This window comes from Bacillus sp. DWP3-1 (genome assembly GCF_049896565.1).
Classification (GTDB): domain Bacteria; phylum Bacillota; class Bacilli; order Bacillales; family Bacillaceae; genus Bacillus.
Genome location: NZ_JAFCUN010000002.1, coordinates 263,855 through 282,870 on the forward strand (window position 1 = coordinate 263,855; position 19,016 = coordinate 282,870).

Sequence of the window (19,016 nt, forward strand, 5' to 3'; positions counted from 1 at the left end):
TTGTATAAGTTATTTCCTTTTTAAAAATAATAAGAGGAGACTGACAGCAATCAGTACATAAGGCCAGTACAATTCAAAACCGGAAGTAGGGATCGAAAGGGAACTTAGCTGTTTTGTAATTTGCTGAAAGAAATAAAGGAACAGACCGAGTGCAATGAGAACAACACTTTCAATACGATATTCTTTTTTCTGAGATGATTTCACAAAGAGTGCAAGTCCAACGATGAATACGATCATCGTAAATGTGTCTGGCCAGTGGTCTAATTTTGGCTGAAGAATAAAGTGTAGCGAAAGGCCCGTCATAAGCATACCGATAAACACATGAGCGCTTTCTTGCTCCTTCTTTCCTTGATATAAGAAAGCAAGGCCAAAAAGCAGTATGAGTGTATACCATTTCTCTTGATCCTTCCAAATGTCAAATTGACCTCCTGAGAGAATGGCATATAGCGCTACAGCCAGCAAAGTGAGCGGCAGCAAAATGGATTTCTTCTTCAAAGATGTCACCTTCTTTTAAGCAGATCATTTGTCCGCACGCGCCAAATCTGGTAAATTGCTTGAAGTGATGATATGGCATAATTAGTGTCGAACATTTTTCTACTATATCACAACATTTTTGAAATCTGTTCACAATTTTCATCCAGTTAAAAATGAATATATGTTATAATCATTATAAATAATAAATTCTATATTGTAATTATTATAAATTAGACAGGGCGTTGGGGGTGCAAGCTGAAGTTATGCATATTCTTGTTGTGGGTTTAGATTATAAAACAGCCCCTGTTGAGATACGGGAACAGCTGAGCTTTGAACCGAGCGAGCTCGGAACAGCGATGTCCAAGCTTAAAGAAGAAAAAAGCATTCTAGAGAATATCGTCATCTCAACATGTAATCGAACAGAGATCTACGCAGTGGTAGATCAGCTTCATACTGGACGGTTTTATATAAAAAGATTTTTAGCCGATTGGTTCGGTTTAGAAAAAGAAGATGTCTCTCCTTATTTGAAGTTCTATGAAAATGATGGAGCGGTTGAGCATTTATTCCGTGTGGCTTGTGGACTTGATTCCATGGTGATTGGCGAAACACAAATACTTGGTCAAGTGCGCTCTAGCTTTAAAGTAGCTCAAGAGGAGAAGACCATTGGTACCGTTTTCAATTATTTATTCAAACAGGCGGTCACCGTTGCAAAACGCTCTCATGCGGAAACAGACATTGCGTCTAATGCCGTGTCTGTCAGCTATGCAGCTGTCGAGCTTGCAAAAAAAATCTTTGGACGTCTTTCTGATAAACATGTCCTGATTCTTGGTGCGGGTAAAATGGGCGAACTAGCGGCTCAAAACCTTCAAGGTCAAGGGATTGGTCAAGTAACGGTCATCAATCGAACGTATGAGAAAGCAAAAGAATTGGCGGGTCGTTTTTCAGGAGAGCCTAAAAGCTTAAACCAATTGGAAAAAACATTATCCGAAGCGGACATTTTAATTAGCTCCACTGGTGCGAAACAATTTGTCATTACAAAGGAAATGGTCGAAAGTGCGAATAAAAAGCGGAAGGGCAGACCTCTATTTATGGTGGATATTGCTGTGCCCCGTGATTTAGATCCAGCTATTTCTGAAGTAGAAGGTGCTTTTTTGTATGACATTGATGACCTTGAGGGCATCGTGGCAGCCAACTTAAAAGAGCGCCGTGCGGTGGCTGAGCAGGTTGAGCTCCTCATTGAAGCAGAAATTGTGGAATTTAAGCAATGGCTGAATACGCTTGGTGTGGTTCCTGTCATTTCTGCACTTAGAGAAAAGGCGCTGACGATTCAAGCGGATACGATGCAGAGTATTGAACGAAAGCTTCCGAACCTCACACACCGTGAAATGAAGCTATTAAATAAACATACGAAAAGCATTATTAATCAAATGCTGAAAGATCCTATCTTAAAGGCAAAAGAAATTGCCGCGGAGCCGAATGCAGAGGAAAAACTTTTACTCTTCAAAGAAATCTTTGATTTACAGGTTGAAGATGAAGAGCAAAAGGTGGAGCCTGTACAGGTGGAGCAAGGGTCATTTCAGCTGTTCAAACCAAATATGGCACAAGGCTTTGCTACAGTTGCCAGTGAGTGATTAAGCGATGATGGAATCCATTGTAGCGAGACTAGGCGAAGCGACGACCTTGATCTATGCTCTAAGTGTCTTGTTCTATTTCATAGATTTTCTTCAACACAACCGGAAGGCTGGAAAAATGGCTTTCTGGTTGCTTTCTATTGTCTGGCTGCTGCAAACAGTCTACATGTTCTATATTATGATGGAAACAGACCGATTCCCTGTGTTGAATGTAGCAGAGGGTTTATATTTTTATACGTGGGTGCTTGTGACACTTTCACTTGTTCTCACAAAAGTATTGCGTGTTGAATTTATTGTCTTTTTTACAAATGTCATCGGTTTTTCCATGATGGCGATTCACACCTTTACACCATCTGATCTCCACTCAGCAGAACTAACGGGGAAGCTGACGAGTGAACTGCTTGTGATTCATATTACGATGGCGATTTTATCATACGGTGCTTTTTCACTTTCATTTGCTTTCTCCCTTCTCTATCTCTTTCAATATCGTTTGCTGAAAAAGAAAAAATGGGGAAAATGGCTTCTGAGAATTGAAGATTTATCGAAGCTTGATCATATGGCGTACGTATTAAACATTATTGGTGTGCCAATGCTCTTGCTTAGTTTGATTCTTGGCATCATTTGGGCATATATTTCGTATGATACGTTGTACTGGACAGATGCAAAGGTGCTTGGTTCGTTTATTATGCTGTTTTTATACGGCTTTTACTTATATATCAGATTGGTGAGAAATATGCAGGGCAAAATCGTGGCACTGTGGAATGTCGGTTCATTCATTGTGCTGATGATCAATTATTTTCTGCTTGGTAGCTTATCAACCTTTCATTGGTTTCAATAAATAGTGATGAGTCTAAAGGGCATTGTCGGGAGGAAGACGTATTGCGTACAATTAAAGTAGGTTCTAGAAGAAGTAAGCTTGCAATTACACAAACAAAATGGGTTATTCAAAAGCTGTCTGAACTAAACCCTTCTTATTCTTTTGAAATAAAAGAGATTGTGACAAAGGGTGATCAAATTTTAGATGTGACCTTATCAAAGGTTGGCGGAAAAGGACTGTTTGTCAAAGAAATTGAACAGGCGATGCTGAATCATGACATCGATATGGCGGTTCACAGTATGAAGGATATGCCGGCTGCTCTTCCTGAAGGTTTAGTCATTGGCTGTATTCCTGAGCGTGAAGATGTAAGGGACGCTCTTATTTCGAAGGATCATCTGCGTCTTCATGAACTGCCGAAGGGTGCTGTTGTGGGAACAAGCAGCTTACGGCGCAGTGCCCAGCTTCTTCAGGAAAGACCAGACCTTGAAATTAAATGGATTCGAGGAAACATTGATACAAGATTGGAAAAGCTGAAAAATGAAGAATATGATGCCATTATTCTAGCGGCTGCTGGGCTGTCCAGAATGGGATGGAGCAAAGAGGTTGTGTCGGAATTTTTATCTCCTGAGACTTGCCTGCCCGCCGTTGGCCAAGGCGCTTTGTCGATTGAGTGCCGCGGGGATGATGAAGAGCTATTGCAGCTCCTCGCTCAATTTACGAATGAATATACGAAGAAAACGGTTCTCGCTGAAAGAGCCTTCCTCAAACAAATGGATGGCAGCTGTCAGGTGCCGATCGCTGGCTATGCAACGATGAATGAGCGTGATGAAATTGAACTGACGGGTCTTGTGGCATCTGCTGACGGACACACGATTATTCGAGAAACTGTATCAGGCACTGACCCTGAGGCAATTGGGACAGCATGTGCGAAGCAGATGGCTGATAAGGGAGCAAAGGATTTAATCGACAAGGTGAAAAAGGATCTGTCCTCCCAATGACCATAGGCAAATCGCTTCACGGACAGACGGTGCTTGTCACTCGAAATGAACGTCAAGCGGGTGTGTTTCAGCAAAAGATTGAAGAGCTGAACGGCCATGCTGTTTTAACCTCTCTTATTAGGTTTGAGCCTACGCTCACAAAAGAAAAAGCGCAGGCCTTTTTAAAGGACTTAGAAAATAGCCAATGGCTTGTTTTCACGAGTGTGAATGGTGCGTCTTTTTTTCTGAGCTACATAAAGGACCATCATTTACATAAGAGTTTATCGCATTTGAAAGTGGCTGCTGTAGGTGAGAAAACCTCTGCCTATCTTGAGCAGCACGGCTTGAAGGTGGATGTGGTACCAGAACGATTCATAGCGGAAGAGCTCGCAGATGCGTTACTTGACCATGTGCGTCCAGGAGAGCGTGTGTTTGTAGCAAAAGGACACCTGTCTCGAGATGTCGTGAAGAAAACCCTCATTCCGCTTGGCATAGAAGTAAAGGAATGGATTTTATATGAAACCGTCAAGGATGAGGAAGGTATTGCCGCACTCAAAACGGCGATGACGAAGCAATCATTTGATTTTATTACATTTACGAGCTCATCCACTGTCCATTCATTTATGCATGCCATGGAGGCAGATGCAGCGAAGCTGGCTGCTTCTGGCACCTGTTTTGTGACGATCGGTCCTCTGACAAAAGAGGCACTGCTTCAATACGGGATTTCTTCTGAAACCCCAGATACTTATACGATAGACGGAATGCTTGAATTGATGTGCCGTTTATCTGAAAGGAAGTTGAACCAATGATGAAATTTAACAGACACCGCAGACTGCGGACAAGCGCAGGAATGAGAGAATTAGTCAGAGAAACCTTTTTAAGACCATCTGATTTCATTTATCCGATCTTTTTTGTAGAGGGAGAAAATGTCCGAAAAGAAGTCCCTTCAATGCCGGGTGTTTATCACATTTCAGTGGACCTTGTAAAAGAAGAAGTCCAAGAACTAGTCGACCTAGGCATCAAATCAATTATTGTATTTGGTGTTCCAGATCATAAAGACCATGTGGGCAGTGAGGCGTATCACGACCATGGCATTGTTCAAAGAGCGACGCTTGAGATCAAAAAGCATTTCCCAGAACTTGTGGTCATTGCAGACACTTGCTTATGCCAATATACAGATCATGGACATTGCGGCATCGTTGAAGATGGTGAAATTTTAAATGATGAATCTCTTCAGCTTTTAGCGAAAACAGCTGTTAGCCAAGCGCGCGCAGGTGCAGATATCATTGCTCCTTCCAATATGATGGATGGATTTGTTGTGGCCATTCGTGAGGCACTTGATGAAGCTGGCTTTATTCATGTACCTGTCATGTCATATGCTGTGAAATATGCAAGTGCTTTTTACGGCCCGTTTCGTGACGCGGCGCATAGCACACCGCAGTTTGGAGATCGTAAAACATACCAAATGGACCCTGCAAACCGTTTAGAGGCACTCAGAGAAGCGCAGTCTGATGTAGAAGAGGGGGCTGATTTCCTCATTGTCAAACCATCCCTTTCTTATTTAGATATTATGCGTGATGTCAAAAATGAATTTACACTCCCTGTTGTTGCTTACAATGTGAGCGGAGAATATGCAATGGTCAAAGCCGCTGCTCAAAATGGCTGGATTTCTGAAAAAGAGCTTGTTCTTGAAATGCTGACAAGCATGAAACGTGCAGGAGCAGAGCTTATCATTACGTATCATGCAAAAGATGCAGCCAAATGGCTCTCAGAATAAAGAACGGATAGACAGGAGGACGTTGAAATGGGACGTAGCTATGAAAAATCAAAGCAAGCATTTGAAGAAGCACAGCATTTAATGCCTGGTGGTGTCAACAGCCCTGTGCGTGCATTTAAATCAGTTAACACAGACCCGATTTTTATGGAACGAGGCAAAGGCGCCAAGATATATGATATTGATGGAAATGAATACATCGATTATGTCTTATCATGGGGACCGCTAATTTTAGGGCATACGAATGACCGTGTGGTTGAAAGTATTCAACGAGTTGCGGAACAGGGGACAAGCTTTGGTGCTTCCACGTTAGTTGAAAATGAATTAGCTAAGCTTGTATCAGAGCGAGTTCCTTCCATCGAAGTCATTCGTATGGTCAGCTCTGGTACAGAGGCGACCATGAGTGCACTTCGTCTAGCTCGCGGCTTTACAGGCAGAAATAAAATTGTGAAATTTGAAGGCTGCTATCATGGCCACGGCGATTCTTTGCTCATTAAAGCGGGTTCAGGTGTCGCAACGCTAGGGCTTCCAGATAGCCCAGGTGTACCTGAAGGGACTGCAAGCAACACGATCACAGTGCCGTACAATGATTTAGAGAGCATTCAAGTTGCTTTTCAGGAGTTTGGAGACGATATTGCAGGTGTCATTGTCGAGCCGGTTGCAGGAAATATGGGGGTTGTTCCTCCGCAAGAAGGTTTCTTACAAGGGCTGAGAGACATCACGGAGCAATACGGAGCTTTACTCATTTTTGATGAGGTCATGACTGGCTTCCGTGTGGATTATCACTGCGCGCAAGGCTATTTTGGCATCACACCTGATCTGACGTGCCTTGGTAAAGTGATCGGAGGCGGTCTCCCGGTCGGTGCTTATGGCGGAAGAGCGGATATCATGAGACAAATTGCACCAAGCGGTCCAATTTATCAAGCAGGAACGTTATCTGGTAACCCTCTTGCGATGACAGCAGGCTTAGAAACCTTAAAACAGCTGACACCTGAGTCTTATGAAGAGTTTAGACGAAAAGGAGACCGGCTGGAAGAAGGCATTTCAAAAGCGGCGAAAGTACACGGAATTCCATTAACGTTTAACCGTGCGGGTTCGATGATTGGATTCTTCTTTACAAATGAAGAAGTGGTCAATTATGACAAAGCAAAAACCGCTGATCTCGCTTTATTCGCTGAATTTTACAAGGAAATGGCGGATCACGGCATCTTCCTTCCTCCTTCTCAATTCGAAGGACTGTTCCTGTCAACAGCTCATACAGATGAAGACATCGAATATACGATTGAGACAGTGGAAAAGGTATTTCAAAAACTGCGTCGATAAACGAAAGCCGGTATGGGGACATATCGGCTTTTTTGTGTTGCTGAAAACCAATCATATTTTCACTGCCTCTCACATACATCTGTATTGACATCTAATTTTATTTTGAAGGATTAGATGAAAGGAGGACACCGACTTGTCTCAAAACAATCGATTACAGTTTTCGGTAGAAGAATCCATTTATTTCAAAAGCGGACAGGAAGTCAGTGAGCTGCTGTCAATTTCTCTCGATCCTGACATTCTCGTTCAAGAAGTGAATGATTATGTTTCGATTAGAGGTTCACTCGAGCTAACAGGAGAATACAACATAAATCAAGAGGAGCTATTGGGTGAATTGAGTTCCTATGCATCATACAGGGAAGCTGATGAGGTGAAGGTAAGAGTAGACGGAACGGCGGAGCTTCTGCATCAATTCCCGGTCGATATCACCATCCCTAAGAATAAAATCAGTCATTTAAATGATGTGTTTGTGTTTATTGATGCGTTTGATTACCAGCTGACAGAAAATCGTTTGCTCACCATTCAAGCTGATCTGGCGATTGAGGGTCTATTAGACGAGAAAATGCCTCAAGCGCCTGTAGAGGAGCCGTATGAATTTGTCCATCGTCCTCAAGAAGAATATGGCGATGTGACCTACGATTATCAGCTGCAGCCAGAGCATGAGGAACAAGAAGAGCTGCAAGGCAATGAACGTGAGGTCTATGAGGAACAGGCTGTATTACAGCATGATACACGCGCCGAGCAAGAAGAACAGGAAGAAGAACGGGAAGAAGAAATTGAGATAGAGCTGGTGAGTAGGGAAGAAGAGGGAGAAACCGAAGAACTTGAAGAATCGGAAGAACTGGAGGAAACGGAGAGCCAAGAATATGAGGAACAGGCTGTATTACAGCATGACACACGCGCCGAGAAAGAAGAACAGCAAGAAGAACAGGAAGAAGAAATTGAGATAGAGCTGGTGAGTAGGGAAGAAGAGGGAGAAACCGAAGAACCGGAAGAATCGGAAGAACTGGAGGAAACGGAGAGCCAAGAAGAAGTGGCGCTTGGTTATCGCTCCTTACCTGAAGATCAGGTGCAAGAACCACCATTTTTTGAACCGCCTAAGCTCTTAGAAGAAGAGAAGCGGGAAGATACGTTCTTTGAGGTGGAAGTGAGAAAAGATCCGGAAGCAGCCGAAGAGCTGGAAGAAACGGTTCAGCCGTATCCAATATTTGAATCACCCACTTACCACGTAGAAGAGGAGCAAGAGGAACAGGAACAGGATGATACAAACCAGCTCGGACGGTTATATGAACGAGAAGCACCAAAAGTATATGAGTCAGCTCAAGAAGAAGAGGAGCCTGAATATGACGAGAGAGAAACGTCTGGCAGTGAGAACTCTCTTTATTTAACAAAGCTATTTGCTAAGCAGGAGGAGGAAGATTTTTCTCGCATGAAAATATGTATAGTTCAGCAAGAAGATACGGTCGATCTTATTTGTGAGCGATATCAGTTGAATGTGCAGCAGCTCCTTCGCACAAACTCATTATCGGTTGATGCGGAGCTTGAAGAAGGGCAGATTCTTTATATTCCTGAATATCAAAAAAGCAATGCATAACAAGCGATGACCGACCGAGAAAATGTGGTGAGTGAACGTGGATGAAATCCAGTCTATCCTATACGAATACGGGCTTGAGGCGGAATACATTGAACCTGTCAGTCCTGCTGTCGTCAAAGTATATACAAAGCAGGGCGTATTTGCCCTAAAGCGAGTAAAAGCCAGTCGACATATGCAGTTTACAGAGCAAATGCTTGAACTAGAATCAAAGGGCTATCGCTCTTTTGTGCCGATTTATCGGACGAAGAGCGGTTCTTTTTTCTCAAGTCATCGAGAAAGCCAGTACGCATACTATCTCATGCCGTGGCTGACGAATGAAAAGAGAGAAGAGCAGGACGATAAACATGAATATTTATTTCAAGAGATTGCAAGACTTCATAAGCGGACTGAAGTGATGATGGATATCACAGAGCAAGAGATAGAAGCGCACTACACACAAATTAAGACCAAATGGGAAACAGAGAAAGACATGTATGAACGATTCATAGAGCGGGCAGAGCAGACTTGGTATATGTCGCCATTTGAACTGGCTGCTGCGATGTATTTTTCAGAGGCGATGTCTGCCAGCGAATTTGCGCTTGAACGATTAGAAGATTGGCATGATGAAATGAAAGATCAAGAGACAACACGTGTTGTGTTAAATCATGGGCAGCTGTCGATTCATCACTTTTTGTATAATGATGTGGGCACAGGACATTTCACCAATTTTGAGCGGTCTAAAAAAGCCGCCCCCATTTATGACCTTCTGACCTTTTACTTTCGGACATTCAAAACCTATCCCACGTCTTGTCCTGAATGCACTTCCTTGTTTTATACGTACCAAAAAGGAAATCCTCTTCGGGAGGAAGAGCTGCATTTGTTTCTTAGTTACCTTGCTTATCCGCAAGGTCTGTTTGATACAGTAAAAGCCTATGAAGCAGGCGGACAGGATGAAATGGAAAGCTGTCAGCGGCTGTTAAGAGCGTATTGGCAGATGAAAAATTCAGAGCCGATCGTCATGAAGATTCATGAGATTGAGCAGGCTAGACGGCTTGAAGAAGAACAAAGTGCCTCGTCATCAGCGGAATGACGAGGTTATTTTGTGTTCATATTGGCCGGTACATAAGCGCGAGTGTTTAAAACCAATCAAGGTGAAAGGCGCAGGCGAGAAAAATCAGAATACCTAGGATGAGGACGTCAAATGTCGTGGGGAAAATGATCGTACGAAACCCTTGAAATATCGCAATCGGTAGAACGACTTGGGAGGCAACTGCCCGAATTTGTCTCAGCCAGGGGGGAAGTGTGTAAGGGTTGATTTTCTTCAAAGCAAACGCCCTCCTTCTTCATTTTGTTATTATCATATGGGCAAAGGTAGGAAGGGTGCCTGCTCAATTTGTATAAAGAAGAAGAAAAGCGGAAAAGATGATTGACGAAAACAAAAGGCATTTAGTAATATAAATAAAAGATGAGTATGTGCTGATGAACGTGATATATCGTAAGCGTGGATCAGGAAGAGTACGAGCAAGACCCTAAAGAGAGGGGGACCATGAGCTGAAAGGTTTCCTAGGATGTACTTGTTTGGAAGGTCGCCTGTGAGCTTAATTTCTTGAATGAACAAGTAGAGAAATTCGGGAGAACCCCGTTATCCTTTAGAGTGTATGGGACACGTCTATGTGTTCCATGAAAAAAGGTGGTACCGCGAAAAAGCTTTTTCGTCCTTTTATAAGGATGGAAAGGCTTTTTTTATGTTTCATCAGCCGAAAAAATGTGGAGGTTACACAAATGGGAACAAATAATCAAGAAATGCCAACAAAGTACGATCCAAATGCGATTGAAAAAGACCGCTATACGTACTGGCTTGAAGGGAAATTCTTCGAAGCACAAAATGACAAAACGAAAGATCCATATACAGTCGTCATTCCTCCACCAAACGTGACAGGAAAACTGCACCTTGGGCATGCATGGGATTCTACACTTCAAGATATTGTGACGCGTATGAAACGGATGCAGGGCTATGATGTTCTATGGCTTCCAGGAATGGACCATGCCGGTATTGCGACCCAAGCAAAGGTAGAGGCAAAGCTTCGCGAAGAAGGCGTGAGCCGTTATGACCTTGGCCGGGAGAAATTTGTGGAAGAAACGTGGAAATGGAAAGAAGAATATGCGGACTTTATTCGCAGCCAGTGGGCGAAAATGGGACTTGGTCTTGATTATTCACGTGAACGTTTTACATTAGATGAAGGTCTGAATAAAGCGGTACGCCAAGTGTTTGTCCAATTGTATGAAAAAGGACTTATCTATCGCGGAGAGTACATCATTAACTGGGATCCAGCGACGAAAACGGCACTTTCTGATATTGAAGTCATTTATAAAGATGTTCAAGGTGCGTTTTATCACTTGAGATACCCGCTTTCAGATGGCACGGGTTCAATTGAAATTGCGACGACAAGACCTGAAACCATGCTTGGGGATACAGCCGTTGCCGTGCACCCTGATGACGAACGCTATCAGCATTTGATTGGAAAAACAGTGGTCTTACCAATTACAGGCCGAGAGATTCCAATCGTTGGTGATGACTATGTCGATATGGAGTTTGGTTCAGGAGCTGTGAAAATTACACCTGCCCATGACCCGAATGACTTTGAGCTTGGAAACCGCCATGAGCTAGAGCGTATTCTTGTCATGAATGAAGATGGCACAATGAATGCAAATGCACTGCAATACAAAGGAATGGACCGCTTCGAATGCCGTAAACAGCTTGTGAAAGATTTACAAGAAGAGGGTATTTTGTTCAAAATTGAGGACCACATGCATTCAGTTGGTCATAGTGAGCGAAGCGGAGCTGTCGTTGAGCCTTATTTATCTACTCAATGGTTTGTAAAAATGCAGCCGCTGGCAGACGAAGCCATCAACCTTCAAAATGGGGACGACCAAGTTCAATTTGTTCCAGACCGCTTTGAAAAGACGTATTTACACTGGATGGAAAATATCCGTGACTGGTGTATTTCTCGTCAGCTATGGTGGGGACACCGCATTCCGGCTTGGTATCATAAAGAAACGAAAGAAGTATATGTTGGACTGGAAGCGCCAGAAGATCTGGAGAACTGGGAACAGGATAACGATGTGCTTGATACATGGTTTAGTTCAGCGCTTTGGCCTTTCTCTACAATGGGCTGGCCAGATGCAGACAGTGAAGACTTCAAGCGCTACTATCCAACAAACCTGCTTGTTACAGGCTATGACATCATTTTCTTCTGGGTCTCTCGCATGATCTTCCAGGGTCTTGAATTCACAGGAGAAAAACCGTTCAAAGACGTTCTGATTCATGGACTGATCCGCGACGAACAAGGACGTAAAATGAGTAAGTCGCTCGGCAACGGAATTGATCCAATGGAGGTCATTGATCAATACGGTGCAGATTCATTAAGATATTTCTTAGCGACTGGAAGCTCACCAGGTCAGGATCTTCGCTTTAGCTTTGAAAAGGTTGAATCCACTTGGAACTTTGCGAACAAAATTTGGAACGCATCGCGTTTTGCTTTAATGAACATGGATGGCTTAACGTATGATGAACTTGATTTGACTGGAGAAAAATCAGTCGCTGACCAATGGATTTTAACCCGCTTAAATGAAACGATTGAAAGTGTCACACAGCTAGCTGACAAGTATGAATTCGGTGAAGTGGGCAGACATTTATACAACTTCATTTGGGATGATTTCTGTGATTGGTACATTGAAATGGCGAAGCTTCCACTTTATGGTGAAGATGAAGCAGCGAAGAAAACGACTCGTTCGATCCTTGCGTACGTATTAGATCAAACGATGAGACTTCTTCATCCGTTTATGCCGTTCTTAACAGAAGAAATCTGGCAGCATCTTCCGCATAAAGGTGAGTCCATTACTGTAGCGGCTTGGCCTGAGGTGAAGCCGGAGCTTTCAAATGAGCAAGCTTCTGCTGACATGAAACTGCTTGTTGAACTCATTCGCTCTGTTCGTAACATTCGCAGTGAAGTAAACACACCAATGAGCAAACAAGTCGAACTTTACATCAAAGCATCCACATCTGATGTACAAGAACGTTTAGAGAAGAATCGTTCATATATTGAGCGCTTCACGAACCCAAGTGTTCTTGAGATTGGCACAGATGTCCCAGCTAGTGATAAAGCGATGACGGCTGTTATTTCTGGAGCAGAGCTCATTCTGCCGCTTGAAGGCTTAATTAACTTAGATGAGGAAATTGCTCGTCTGCAAAAAGAGTTTGATAAGCTGACAAAAGAAGTAGAACGCGTCCAGAAAAAGCTTGGCAACGAAGGCTTTATGAAAAAAGCGCCTGAAAGTGTTGTAGAAGAAGAGCGTGCGAAAGAACGTGACTATGTCGCAAAACGCGAAGCTGTTCAAAAGCGTATTGAAGAGCTGAAAGCATAAGGTTGAAAAGGCGGCTCCTAACACAATGGAGTCGTCTTTTTTGAAAATTTCGTATGAAATGAGAGATGACATTGTTTACAACCTATCATGAAGCCATTGAGTGGATTCACAGTAGACTGGCCTTTGGTGTAAAACCGGGTCTTGAAAGAATGAAGTGGCTGATGAACAGACTAGGCCATCCGGAACAACGCATAAAAGCGGTGCATGTTGCAGGGACAAATGGAAAAGGTTCAACCATTGCGTTTACTCGTTCCGTTTTACAGGCTGCAGGCTATTCGGTCGGAACCTTCACCTCCCCGTTTATTTTAACGTTCAATGAACGAATCAGCGTGAACGGAGCGCCTATACAGGATGAAGAATGGCTGAGTTTGGTGAATAAGATCAAGCCTTTTGTTGATGAATTAGATCAAACAGAGCTTGGCGCAGCAACAGAATTTGAAATCATTACCGCATGTGCATTTGCTTATTTTGCCGATGTGCACCAAGTAGACTTTGTCCTATTAGAGACAGGGCTTGGCGGAAGACTTGATTCAACAAATGTTGCCGTACCGATCTTAACAGCGATTACGTCGATTGGTCATGATCATATGGCGATTTTAGGTGACACACTTGAACAAATTGCATCTGAAAAAGCGGGCATTATCAAAGAGAATATTCCGATGATCACCGCAGTTCATCAACCGGAAGCACTTGGGGTCATTCAAAACATCGCAAAAGAAAAGAATGCGGAATGCATCTCATTACAGCATACTTGTACCTTCGGTGAGCAGCAGCCAACAGAAACAGGCGAACGGTTTACGTTACACACATCAAAAAGGCAGTATCCGCAGCTTGAAACAGGATTAATTGGAACGCATCAACGGCAAAATGCTTCTCTTGCCGTTCTACTCATTGAATGGCTGGAGCAAGAAGGCTATATTAGTGTGACAGAAGAACAGGTATATGAAGGTATTCGGAATGCAGTTTGGGCTGGAAGATTTGAAAAAGTCAAAGACCATCCAGCAGTTTATTTAGACGGCGCTCATAATGAAGAGGGAATCGACCGTTTAATTGAAACGATACAAGCTCATTTTTCTGGTAAACAAGTGCATGTTTGTTTTAGTGCTTTAAAGGATAAGCCGTACAAGCAAATGATTCAAAAGCTTGAAGCTGTTAGTTCATCTATTCATTTTGTTTCGTTTGACTTTCCAAGAGCTGAATCAGCTGAAAAACTTTATGCGTGCAGTCTGTTAGAGGCAAAATCGTATGATGATGATCCTCGTGCAGTGCTTGAATGGATTCAGAAAAAGAGTGATGATCCTTCAGCGGTGCTCCTTGTGACAGGCTCTCTTTATTTTATTTCAGATATACGAAATCGTATGATCGGGTAACGAAAAGACGCAAATGGCTTTGATGCCTCCTGCGTCTTTTTCTTTTTATATGTAGAAAAGGGGGAAAATCATATTTTCACTAGATGCTTTAGTGGATAGGGTCATGGTAAAATCCGGTCTATCTTATTCCCGGAAGGAGCACCATATATGATTGAGATTTTTCTGTTTCTTGCAGGCATCACGATGGGGTCGTTCTTTCATCTCGTTGGCGAAAGGCTGCCAGTGAAGCGGTCTATTCTCTTCCCTCGCTCTCACTGCACAGTCTGTAAACAGCCGCTTTCCCTGCATGAGATGATCCCGCTCGTTTCTTATGTTGTATGGAGGGGGTCTTGTAAACATTGCGGCACTCGGTTGTCTTGGCTATATCCAACGGTTGAGCTGCTGTCAGGCGGTCTTTTTTTGTTCATTTATAGAATCGCTGGTTTTTCGTTTGAAGGTCTTTTCCTTGTGATTCTTTGTAGTTTATTCGTGATTGCTGTCGTGAGTGATCTTCTCTATATGAAGGTGCCGAACGAGCTGTTTCTCTTCTTTTTCCCTCTTTTCGTCATATACCGCACGCTGGAACCGCTTCTTATCTACTGGGAAGGAGCGGCTTCCCTGATTTGTTGCATTCTTTTGTTTTCTAGTCTAGATTATTTTAAGCCAAATAGCATGGGCGGAGCTGATATGAAGCTGTTCAGTTTGCTTGCGTTTTGCTTTGGCTTCAAGCCGTTCCTCCTCATGCTTTTTCTCTCATGTATCGCTGGAATGGTCTATGCGAAGGTCTTTTCCTTTCAATTAGACGAGCCATTCCCCTTTGTTCCTGCGATCGCTTTTTCTTTTTGGCTGTATCTCTTTGGTGCTCCTGTCTTGTTTCTATTTGACTAGTCGAAGGGATGAAAAAATTGGCGAACACTTTTTTGCCCTGCCGACAAAAGTCTTGTTCTTTTTTTTTACTGCTATGTTAAAGTGTGAAACAGAAAGAAGGACGGGTTAAATTCGCGCTGATTCATTGGACAGAAAGGTCTTTCTTACAAACATGTCAGAAAGCGGGGAATGACAGTGAAAAAGAGGCAGGCAAAAAAACAAGGGCTCAAGGTCAATATTAATGGCAAGGAAGAAATGCTGCATGAAGATGATCATCAGCCGCCAAAACAGCAAGAAGATCAAGTGACGTTTTCGAATTGGGAGGAAAAGAGGCAGTCGGAACAGGAGACAGCGGCTTCTCAGGAAGATTCGTCTAAACCGAAAGAAGAAGATTTCCAGTGGGATGATGCAGCTGATCATATTTATCATTCTGATCCAAAGGTCGTCACGCCTTATCAAAAGAAAAAAGGCTCCTTTGATCAGAAGTTTGGTAAAAACCGCGGCCCCTTCAAGAGAGTGATGACAACGATTGTGTTTGCGGTGGTTCTTGGGACAGGCCTTGGGGTGTTTGCGCTTAGTTTAAGTCAAGATGGTACACCAAGTCCATCAGGTGGAGATATCAGTGTCTCGGCATCTGGATCTGGAAATCAATCATCGATGAAAGCCGGCGGGGATGCGCCGAAAGCAGATACTACGGATGAATCAAAAGAGAACAACGATGAAAAAAGTGCCTCTGGCAGTTTGTCAACCTTTGTTGTACAGGCTGGGAAATTTTCCTCTGAAAAAGGAGCAGATGACTTAGTTGGCAGTTTAAAAGATGCAGGGTATGCAGGGAAAAAGATCTCAATGGATGATGGATATTATGTCATTGCTGGGCTTGCGACAGAGCAGGGAATGACAAGCGCTGTAGGGAAGAAGCTGATCGATCAGCACTTTGAGGCGTGGGGAGGAAAGGAGCTCTCATTTCAAGTACCGGATGAGCTGACTAGTTTAATAGAAAAGGCATCTGTATTATCCTCTAAAGTGATTGCCGGCGATGAAGTGGATCAAAAGGAAGTCACGCAGCTGGTTTCTGAGCTTGAAAGTGCCAAAACAGCGGACGCATCGGCTAAAAGCAGTTTGCTAAAAGCTGTGCAGCTATTAAATGACCCAACTGCTGAAAACGGCTGGAAATCTCAGCAGGCACTGCTTGATCAATTAAATACGTAAAATCATTTTTTTAGAAACGAAACTAGTCAAAAAATGACTAGTTTTTTTCTTTTACATCCAACATAATGATGAAGGTACATGAAAAATGAATTTTCGTAGATTGTCGGTAAGATGTACATTTGCTAGGATGAATGGGTATCTTACTTCTTAGGCTAAACCCTGAAAGGATGAACAAACATGAACCAATTGATTCTCGCATCTCAATCACCTAGAAGAAAAGAATTGCTTGATCTAGCAGGGTTTTCTTATGACATTCAAGCAAGTCATTTAAAAGAAGAAATAAATCGAAACCTTTCTCCTGCTGAGAACGTCCAATGGTTGGCAGAACAAAAAGCAAATGATATTCAAAGATTAAATCCTAAAGCTGTGATCATTGGTGCAGATACAATTGTTGCAATTGACGGCAAATGTCTTGGGAAACCAAAAGATAAGAAAGAAGCGGCTTTCATGCTTCAATTATTATCAGGAAAGACACATCAAGTCTTGACGGGTGTCACGGTTCAGTCAGAGAATAGAAAAGAAACATTTTATGAACAGACAGAAGTGACATTTTGGACGCTGACTCAAAATGAAATAGACCGCTATATCAATACGGGCGAGCCCCTTGATAAAGCGGGAAGCTATGGCATTCAAGGGAAAGGCGCACTGTTTGTTCAAAAAATAGATGGTGATTATTTTTCCGTTGTAGGTCTACCTATTGCGAAAACAGTCAGAGTGCTTGAAACCTTTGGAATCACCCCTTTTTGAAGACAGGAAGGAATTCTAAAAGGAGTGGTCATCCTGAACGATTTCCCTATGCTGCTAAAGCATTTCCCTCATGATGAAAAACCGAGAGAACGATTTATCAAATACGGGCCCAGCAGTTTGTCAAATCATGAACTTGTTGCGATCCTTCTAAGAACAGGCACAAAAAAAGAATCAGTTCTCCAAATTTCCGCAAGACTTCTGCAAACATTTGGCGGTCTTCGCTCTGTAAAAGAAGCCTCAATTGAAGAAATGTCGAAGATCCGAGGAGTTGGAAAGGCGAAGGCGATTTCTCTTTTAGCTGCTTTAGAACTCGGCACTAGATTACACCATCAAACGACGGATAACCGCTATGTGATCCGCACACCAGAAGACGGAGCGAACTTTGTGATGGAAGATATGAGATTTTTGACACAGGAAAATTTCGTTTGTCTTTATCTCAATACCAAAAATCAAGTTCTTCATAAACATACCGTGTTTATTGGAAGCCTGAATTCATCGATCGTTCACCCGCGTGAAATTTTCAAAGAGGCCTTTAAACGTTCGGCGGCCTCATTTATATGTGTGCACAACCATCCATCTGGAGATCCGACGCCCAGCAGGGAAGATATTGAAGTTACACAGCGACTTTTTGAATGTGGAAAGCTGATTGGAATACAGCTGCTTGATCATCTTGTCATAGGTGATCAAAAATTTGTGAGTTTGAAGGAAAAAGGGTATTTGTAACACTTTTTTTTTCAATGTTTTACGATATAATAGAGTTTATGAGTTTTTCCCTAAAGGGAATTTTGGTTTAAGAAAGGAAGATACATACATATGTTTGGAATTGGTACAAAAGACCTTGGAATAGATCTTGGAACAGCGAATACGCTTGTTTTTATTAAAGGAAAAGGCATTGTTGTAAGAGAACCTTCGGTCGTAGCTTTGGAAACTGATACGAAGTCTATAGTGGCGGTCGGAAATGACGCTAGAAACATGATTGGCCGTACACCTGGTAATGTTGTGGCACTACGCCCGATGAAAGACGGAGTCATTGCAGATTACGAGACGACAGCAACAATGATGAAATATTACATTAATCAAGCATTAAAAGGCAAAGGGCTTTTTGCTCGTAAACCTTACGTGATGGTATGTGTACCATCTGGTATTACAGCTGTAGAAGAGCGTGCAGTCATTGATGCAACAAGACAAGCTGGTGCACGTGACGCATACCCGATTGAAGAGCCATTTGCTGCGGCGATCGGTGCTAACCTGCCTGTATGGGAGCCAACAGGAAGTATGGTTGTAGACATTGGCGGCGGTACAACAGAGGTAGCTATTATTTCTCTTGGCGGCATTGTGACCTCACAGTCGATCCGCGTGGCAGGAGATGAAATGGATGATGCGATCAGCAGCTACATCCGTAAAACGTATAACCTGATGATCGGTGACCGTACGTCAGAAGCCATTAAAATGGAAATCGGTTCTGCACAGCCTGATGTACATGATGAGATGGATATTCGCGGCCGTGACCTTTTAACAGGTCTGCCAAAAACGATCTCTATTACGGCAGATGAGATTGCAAAAGCGCTTCGCGATACGGTGGAAACAATTGTCGATGCGGTGAAAATGACACTTGAAAAAACCCCGCCTGAGCTGGCAGCAGATATTATGGACCGCGGAATCGTTTTAACAGGCGGCGGTGCATTGCTGCGTAATCTTGACAAAGTCATTAGTGATGAAACGAAGATGCCAGTCATTATTGCTGAAGACCCGCTTGACTGTGTGGCAATCGGTACAGGAAAAGCACTAGAGCACATTCATTTGTTCAAAGGAAAATCTAAAGATAATCGATAATCGGGCGTAAATAAAGAGGT

Annotated in this window: 17 protein-coding genes and 1 other annotated feature; of the genes, 15 read left to right on the forward strand and 2 right to left on the reverse strand. The window is 42.9% G+C overall.

Features of this window, described 5'->3' with window-relative positions; all coding sequences use genetic code 11:
- Nucleotides 1-9: 9 nt before the first annotated feature.
- The gene (locus tag ACP7A0_RS06730) at nt 10-495 is read right to left on the reverse strand and encodes a hypothetical protein (RefSeq protein ID WP_034661687.1); all 486 of its coding nucleotides are present in this window, start codon (nt 493-495) and stop codon (nt 10-12) included.
- A 242-nt stretch (nt 496-737) separates the two neighbouring features.
- Here ACP7A0_RS06730 and hemA point away from each other — a divergent pair, with 242 nt between their 5' ends.
- From hemA to ysxE, 8 genes are all read left to right on the forward strand, one after another.
- The gene (gene hemA / locus ACP7A0_RS06735; RefSeq protein ID WP_012010780.1) at nt 738-2,105 is read left to right on the forward strand and encodes a glutamyl-tRNA reductase; all 1,368 of its coding nucleotides are present in this window, start codon (nt 738-740) and stop codon (nt 2,103-2,105) included.
- A 7-nt stretch (nt 2,106-2,112) separates the two neighbouring features.
- Nucleotides 2,113-2,943: a cytochrome c biogenesis protein gene (locus ACP7A0_RS06740; protein ID WP_034661681.1), complete on the forward strand. Its 831-nt coding sequence runs from the start codon at nt 2,113-2,115 to the stop codon at nt 2,941-2,943.
- A 41-nt stretch (nt 2,944-2,984) separates the two neighbouring features.
- Entirely contained in the window at nt 2,985-3,920 is a 936-nt protein-coding gene (gene hemC, locus ACP7A0_RS06745) for a hydroxymethylbilane synthase (RefSeq protein ID WP_034661679.1), read from the forward strand.
- A complete protein-coding gene (locus tag ACP7A0_RS06750) occupies nt 3,917-4,708 on the forward strand; it encodes a uroporphyrinogen-III synthase (RefSeq protein WP_034661676.1) in 792 nt (263 codons plus the stop codon). The genes hemC and ACP7A0_RS06750 overlap by 4 nt, the downstream gene beginning before the upstream one ends.
- Nucleotides 4,705-5,676, forward strand: a complete 972-nt coding sequence (gene hemB, locus ACP7A0_RS06755; protein WP_034661673.1) for a porphobilinogen synthase — start codon at nt 4,705-4,707, stop codon at nt 5,674-5,676. Before ACP7A0_RS06750 ends, hemB begins: the two co-directional genes overlap by 4 nt.
- Before the next feature lie 27 nt (nt 5,677-5,703).
- Nucleotides 5,704-6,996 carry a glutamate-1-semialdehyde 2,1-aminomutase gene (gene hemL / locus ACP7A0_RS06760; RefSeq protein ID WP_106038030.1) on the forward strand — a complete coding sequence of 431 codons (1,293 nt, stop codon included), beginning with the start codon at nt 5,704-5,706 and terminating at the stop codon, nt 6,994-6,996.
- Nucleotides 6,997-7,129: 133 nt separating this feature from the next.
- The gene (locus tag ACP7A0_RS06765; RefSeq protein ID WP_095285525.1) at nt 7,130-8,587 is read left to right on the forward strand and encodes a LysM peptidoglycan-binding domain-containing protein; all 1,458 of its coding nucleotides are present in this window, start codon (nt 7,130-7,132) and stop codon (nt 8,585-8,587) included.
- Nucleotides 8,588-8,624: 37 nt separating this feature from the next.
- Nucleotides 8,625-9,656, forward strand: a complete 1,032-nt coding sequence (ysxE, locus tag ACP7A0_RS06770) for a spore coat protein YsxE (RefSeq protein WP_342689809.1) — start codon at nt 8,625-8,627, stop codon at nt 9,654-9,656.
- Nucleotides 9,657-9,702: 46 nt separating this feature from the next.
- Here ysxE and ACP7A0_RS06775 read toward each other — a convergent pair whose 3' ends face one another.
- Nucleotides 9,703-9,891: a hypothetical protein gene (locus ACP7A0_RS06775; RefSeq protein ID WP_003216497.1), complete on the reverse strand. Its 189-nt coding sequence runs from the start codon at nt 9,889-9,891 to the stop codon at nt 9,703-9,705.
- Nucleotides 9,892-10,059: 168 nt separating this feature from the next.
- Nucleotides 10,060-10,289 (forward strand) — a binding site (T-box leader).
- A gap of 59 nt (nt 10,290-10,348) precedes the next feature.
- Here ACP7A0_RS06775 and ACP7A0_RS06780 point away from each other — a divergent pair.
- From ACP7A0_RS06780 to ACP7A0_RS06810, 7 genes are all read left to right on the forward strand, one after another.
- Nucleotides 10,349-12,991, forward strand: a complete 2,643-nt coding sequence (locus ACP7A0_RS06780) for a valine--tRNA ligase (protein ID WP_426004634.1) — start codon at nt 10,349-10,351, stop codon at nt 12,989-12,991.
- Nucleotides 12,992-13,062: 71 nt separating this feature from the next.
- Nucleotides 13,063-14,361, forward strand: a complete 1,299-nt coding sequence (locus ACP7A0_RS06785; RefSeq protein WP_426004636.1) for a bifunctional folylpolyglutamate synthase/dihydrofolate synthase — start codon at nt 13,063-13,065, stop codon at nt 14,359-14,361.
- 147 nt (nt 14,362-14,508) lie between these two features.
- Entirely contained in the window at nt 14,509-15,228 is a 720-nt protein-coding gene (locus tag ACP7A0_RS06790) for a prepilin peptidase (RefSeq protein ID WP_426004638.1), read from the forward strand.
- Between the two features lie 168 nt (nt 15,229-15,396).
- The gene (locus ACP7A0_RS06795) at nt 15,397-16,416 is read left to right on the forward strand and encodes an SPOR domain-containing protein (protein ID WP_426004640.1); all 1,020 of its coding nucleotides are present in this window, start codon (nt 15,397-15,399) and stop codon (nt 16,414-16,416) included.
- Nucleotides 16,417-16,593: 177 nt separating this feature from the next.
- Nucleotides 16,594-17,163: a Maf family protein gene (locus tag ACP7A0_RS06800; RefSeq protein ID WP_034661651.1), complete on the forward strand. Its 570-nt coding sequence runs from the start codon at nt 16,594-16,596 to the stop codon at nt 17,161-17,163.
- Nucleotides 17,164-17,211: 48 nt separating this feature from the next.
- Nucleotides 17,212-17,886, forward strand: a complete 675-nt coding sequence (gene radC / locus ACP7A0_RS06805) for a RadC family protein (RefSeq protein ID WP_034662037.1) — start codon at nt 17,212-17,214, stop codon at nt 17,884-17,886.
- A gap of 90 nt (nt 17,887-17,976) precedes the next feature.
- On the forward strand, nt 17,977-18,996 hold the full coding sequence (locus ACP7A0_RS06810) for a rod shape-determining protein (RefSeq protein WP_012010766.1): 1,020 nt from the start codon (nt 17,977-17,979) through the stop codon (nt 18,994-18,996).
- Nucleotides 18,997-19,016: the final 20 nt, after the last annotated feature.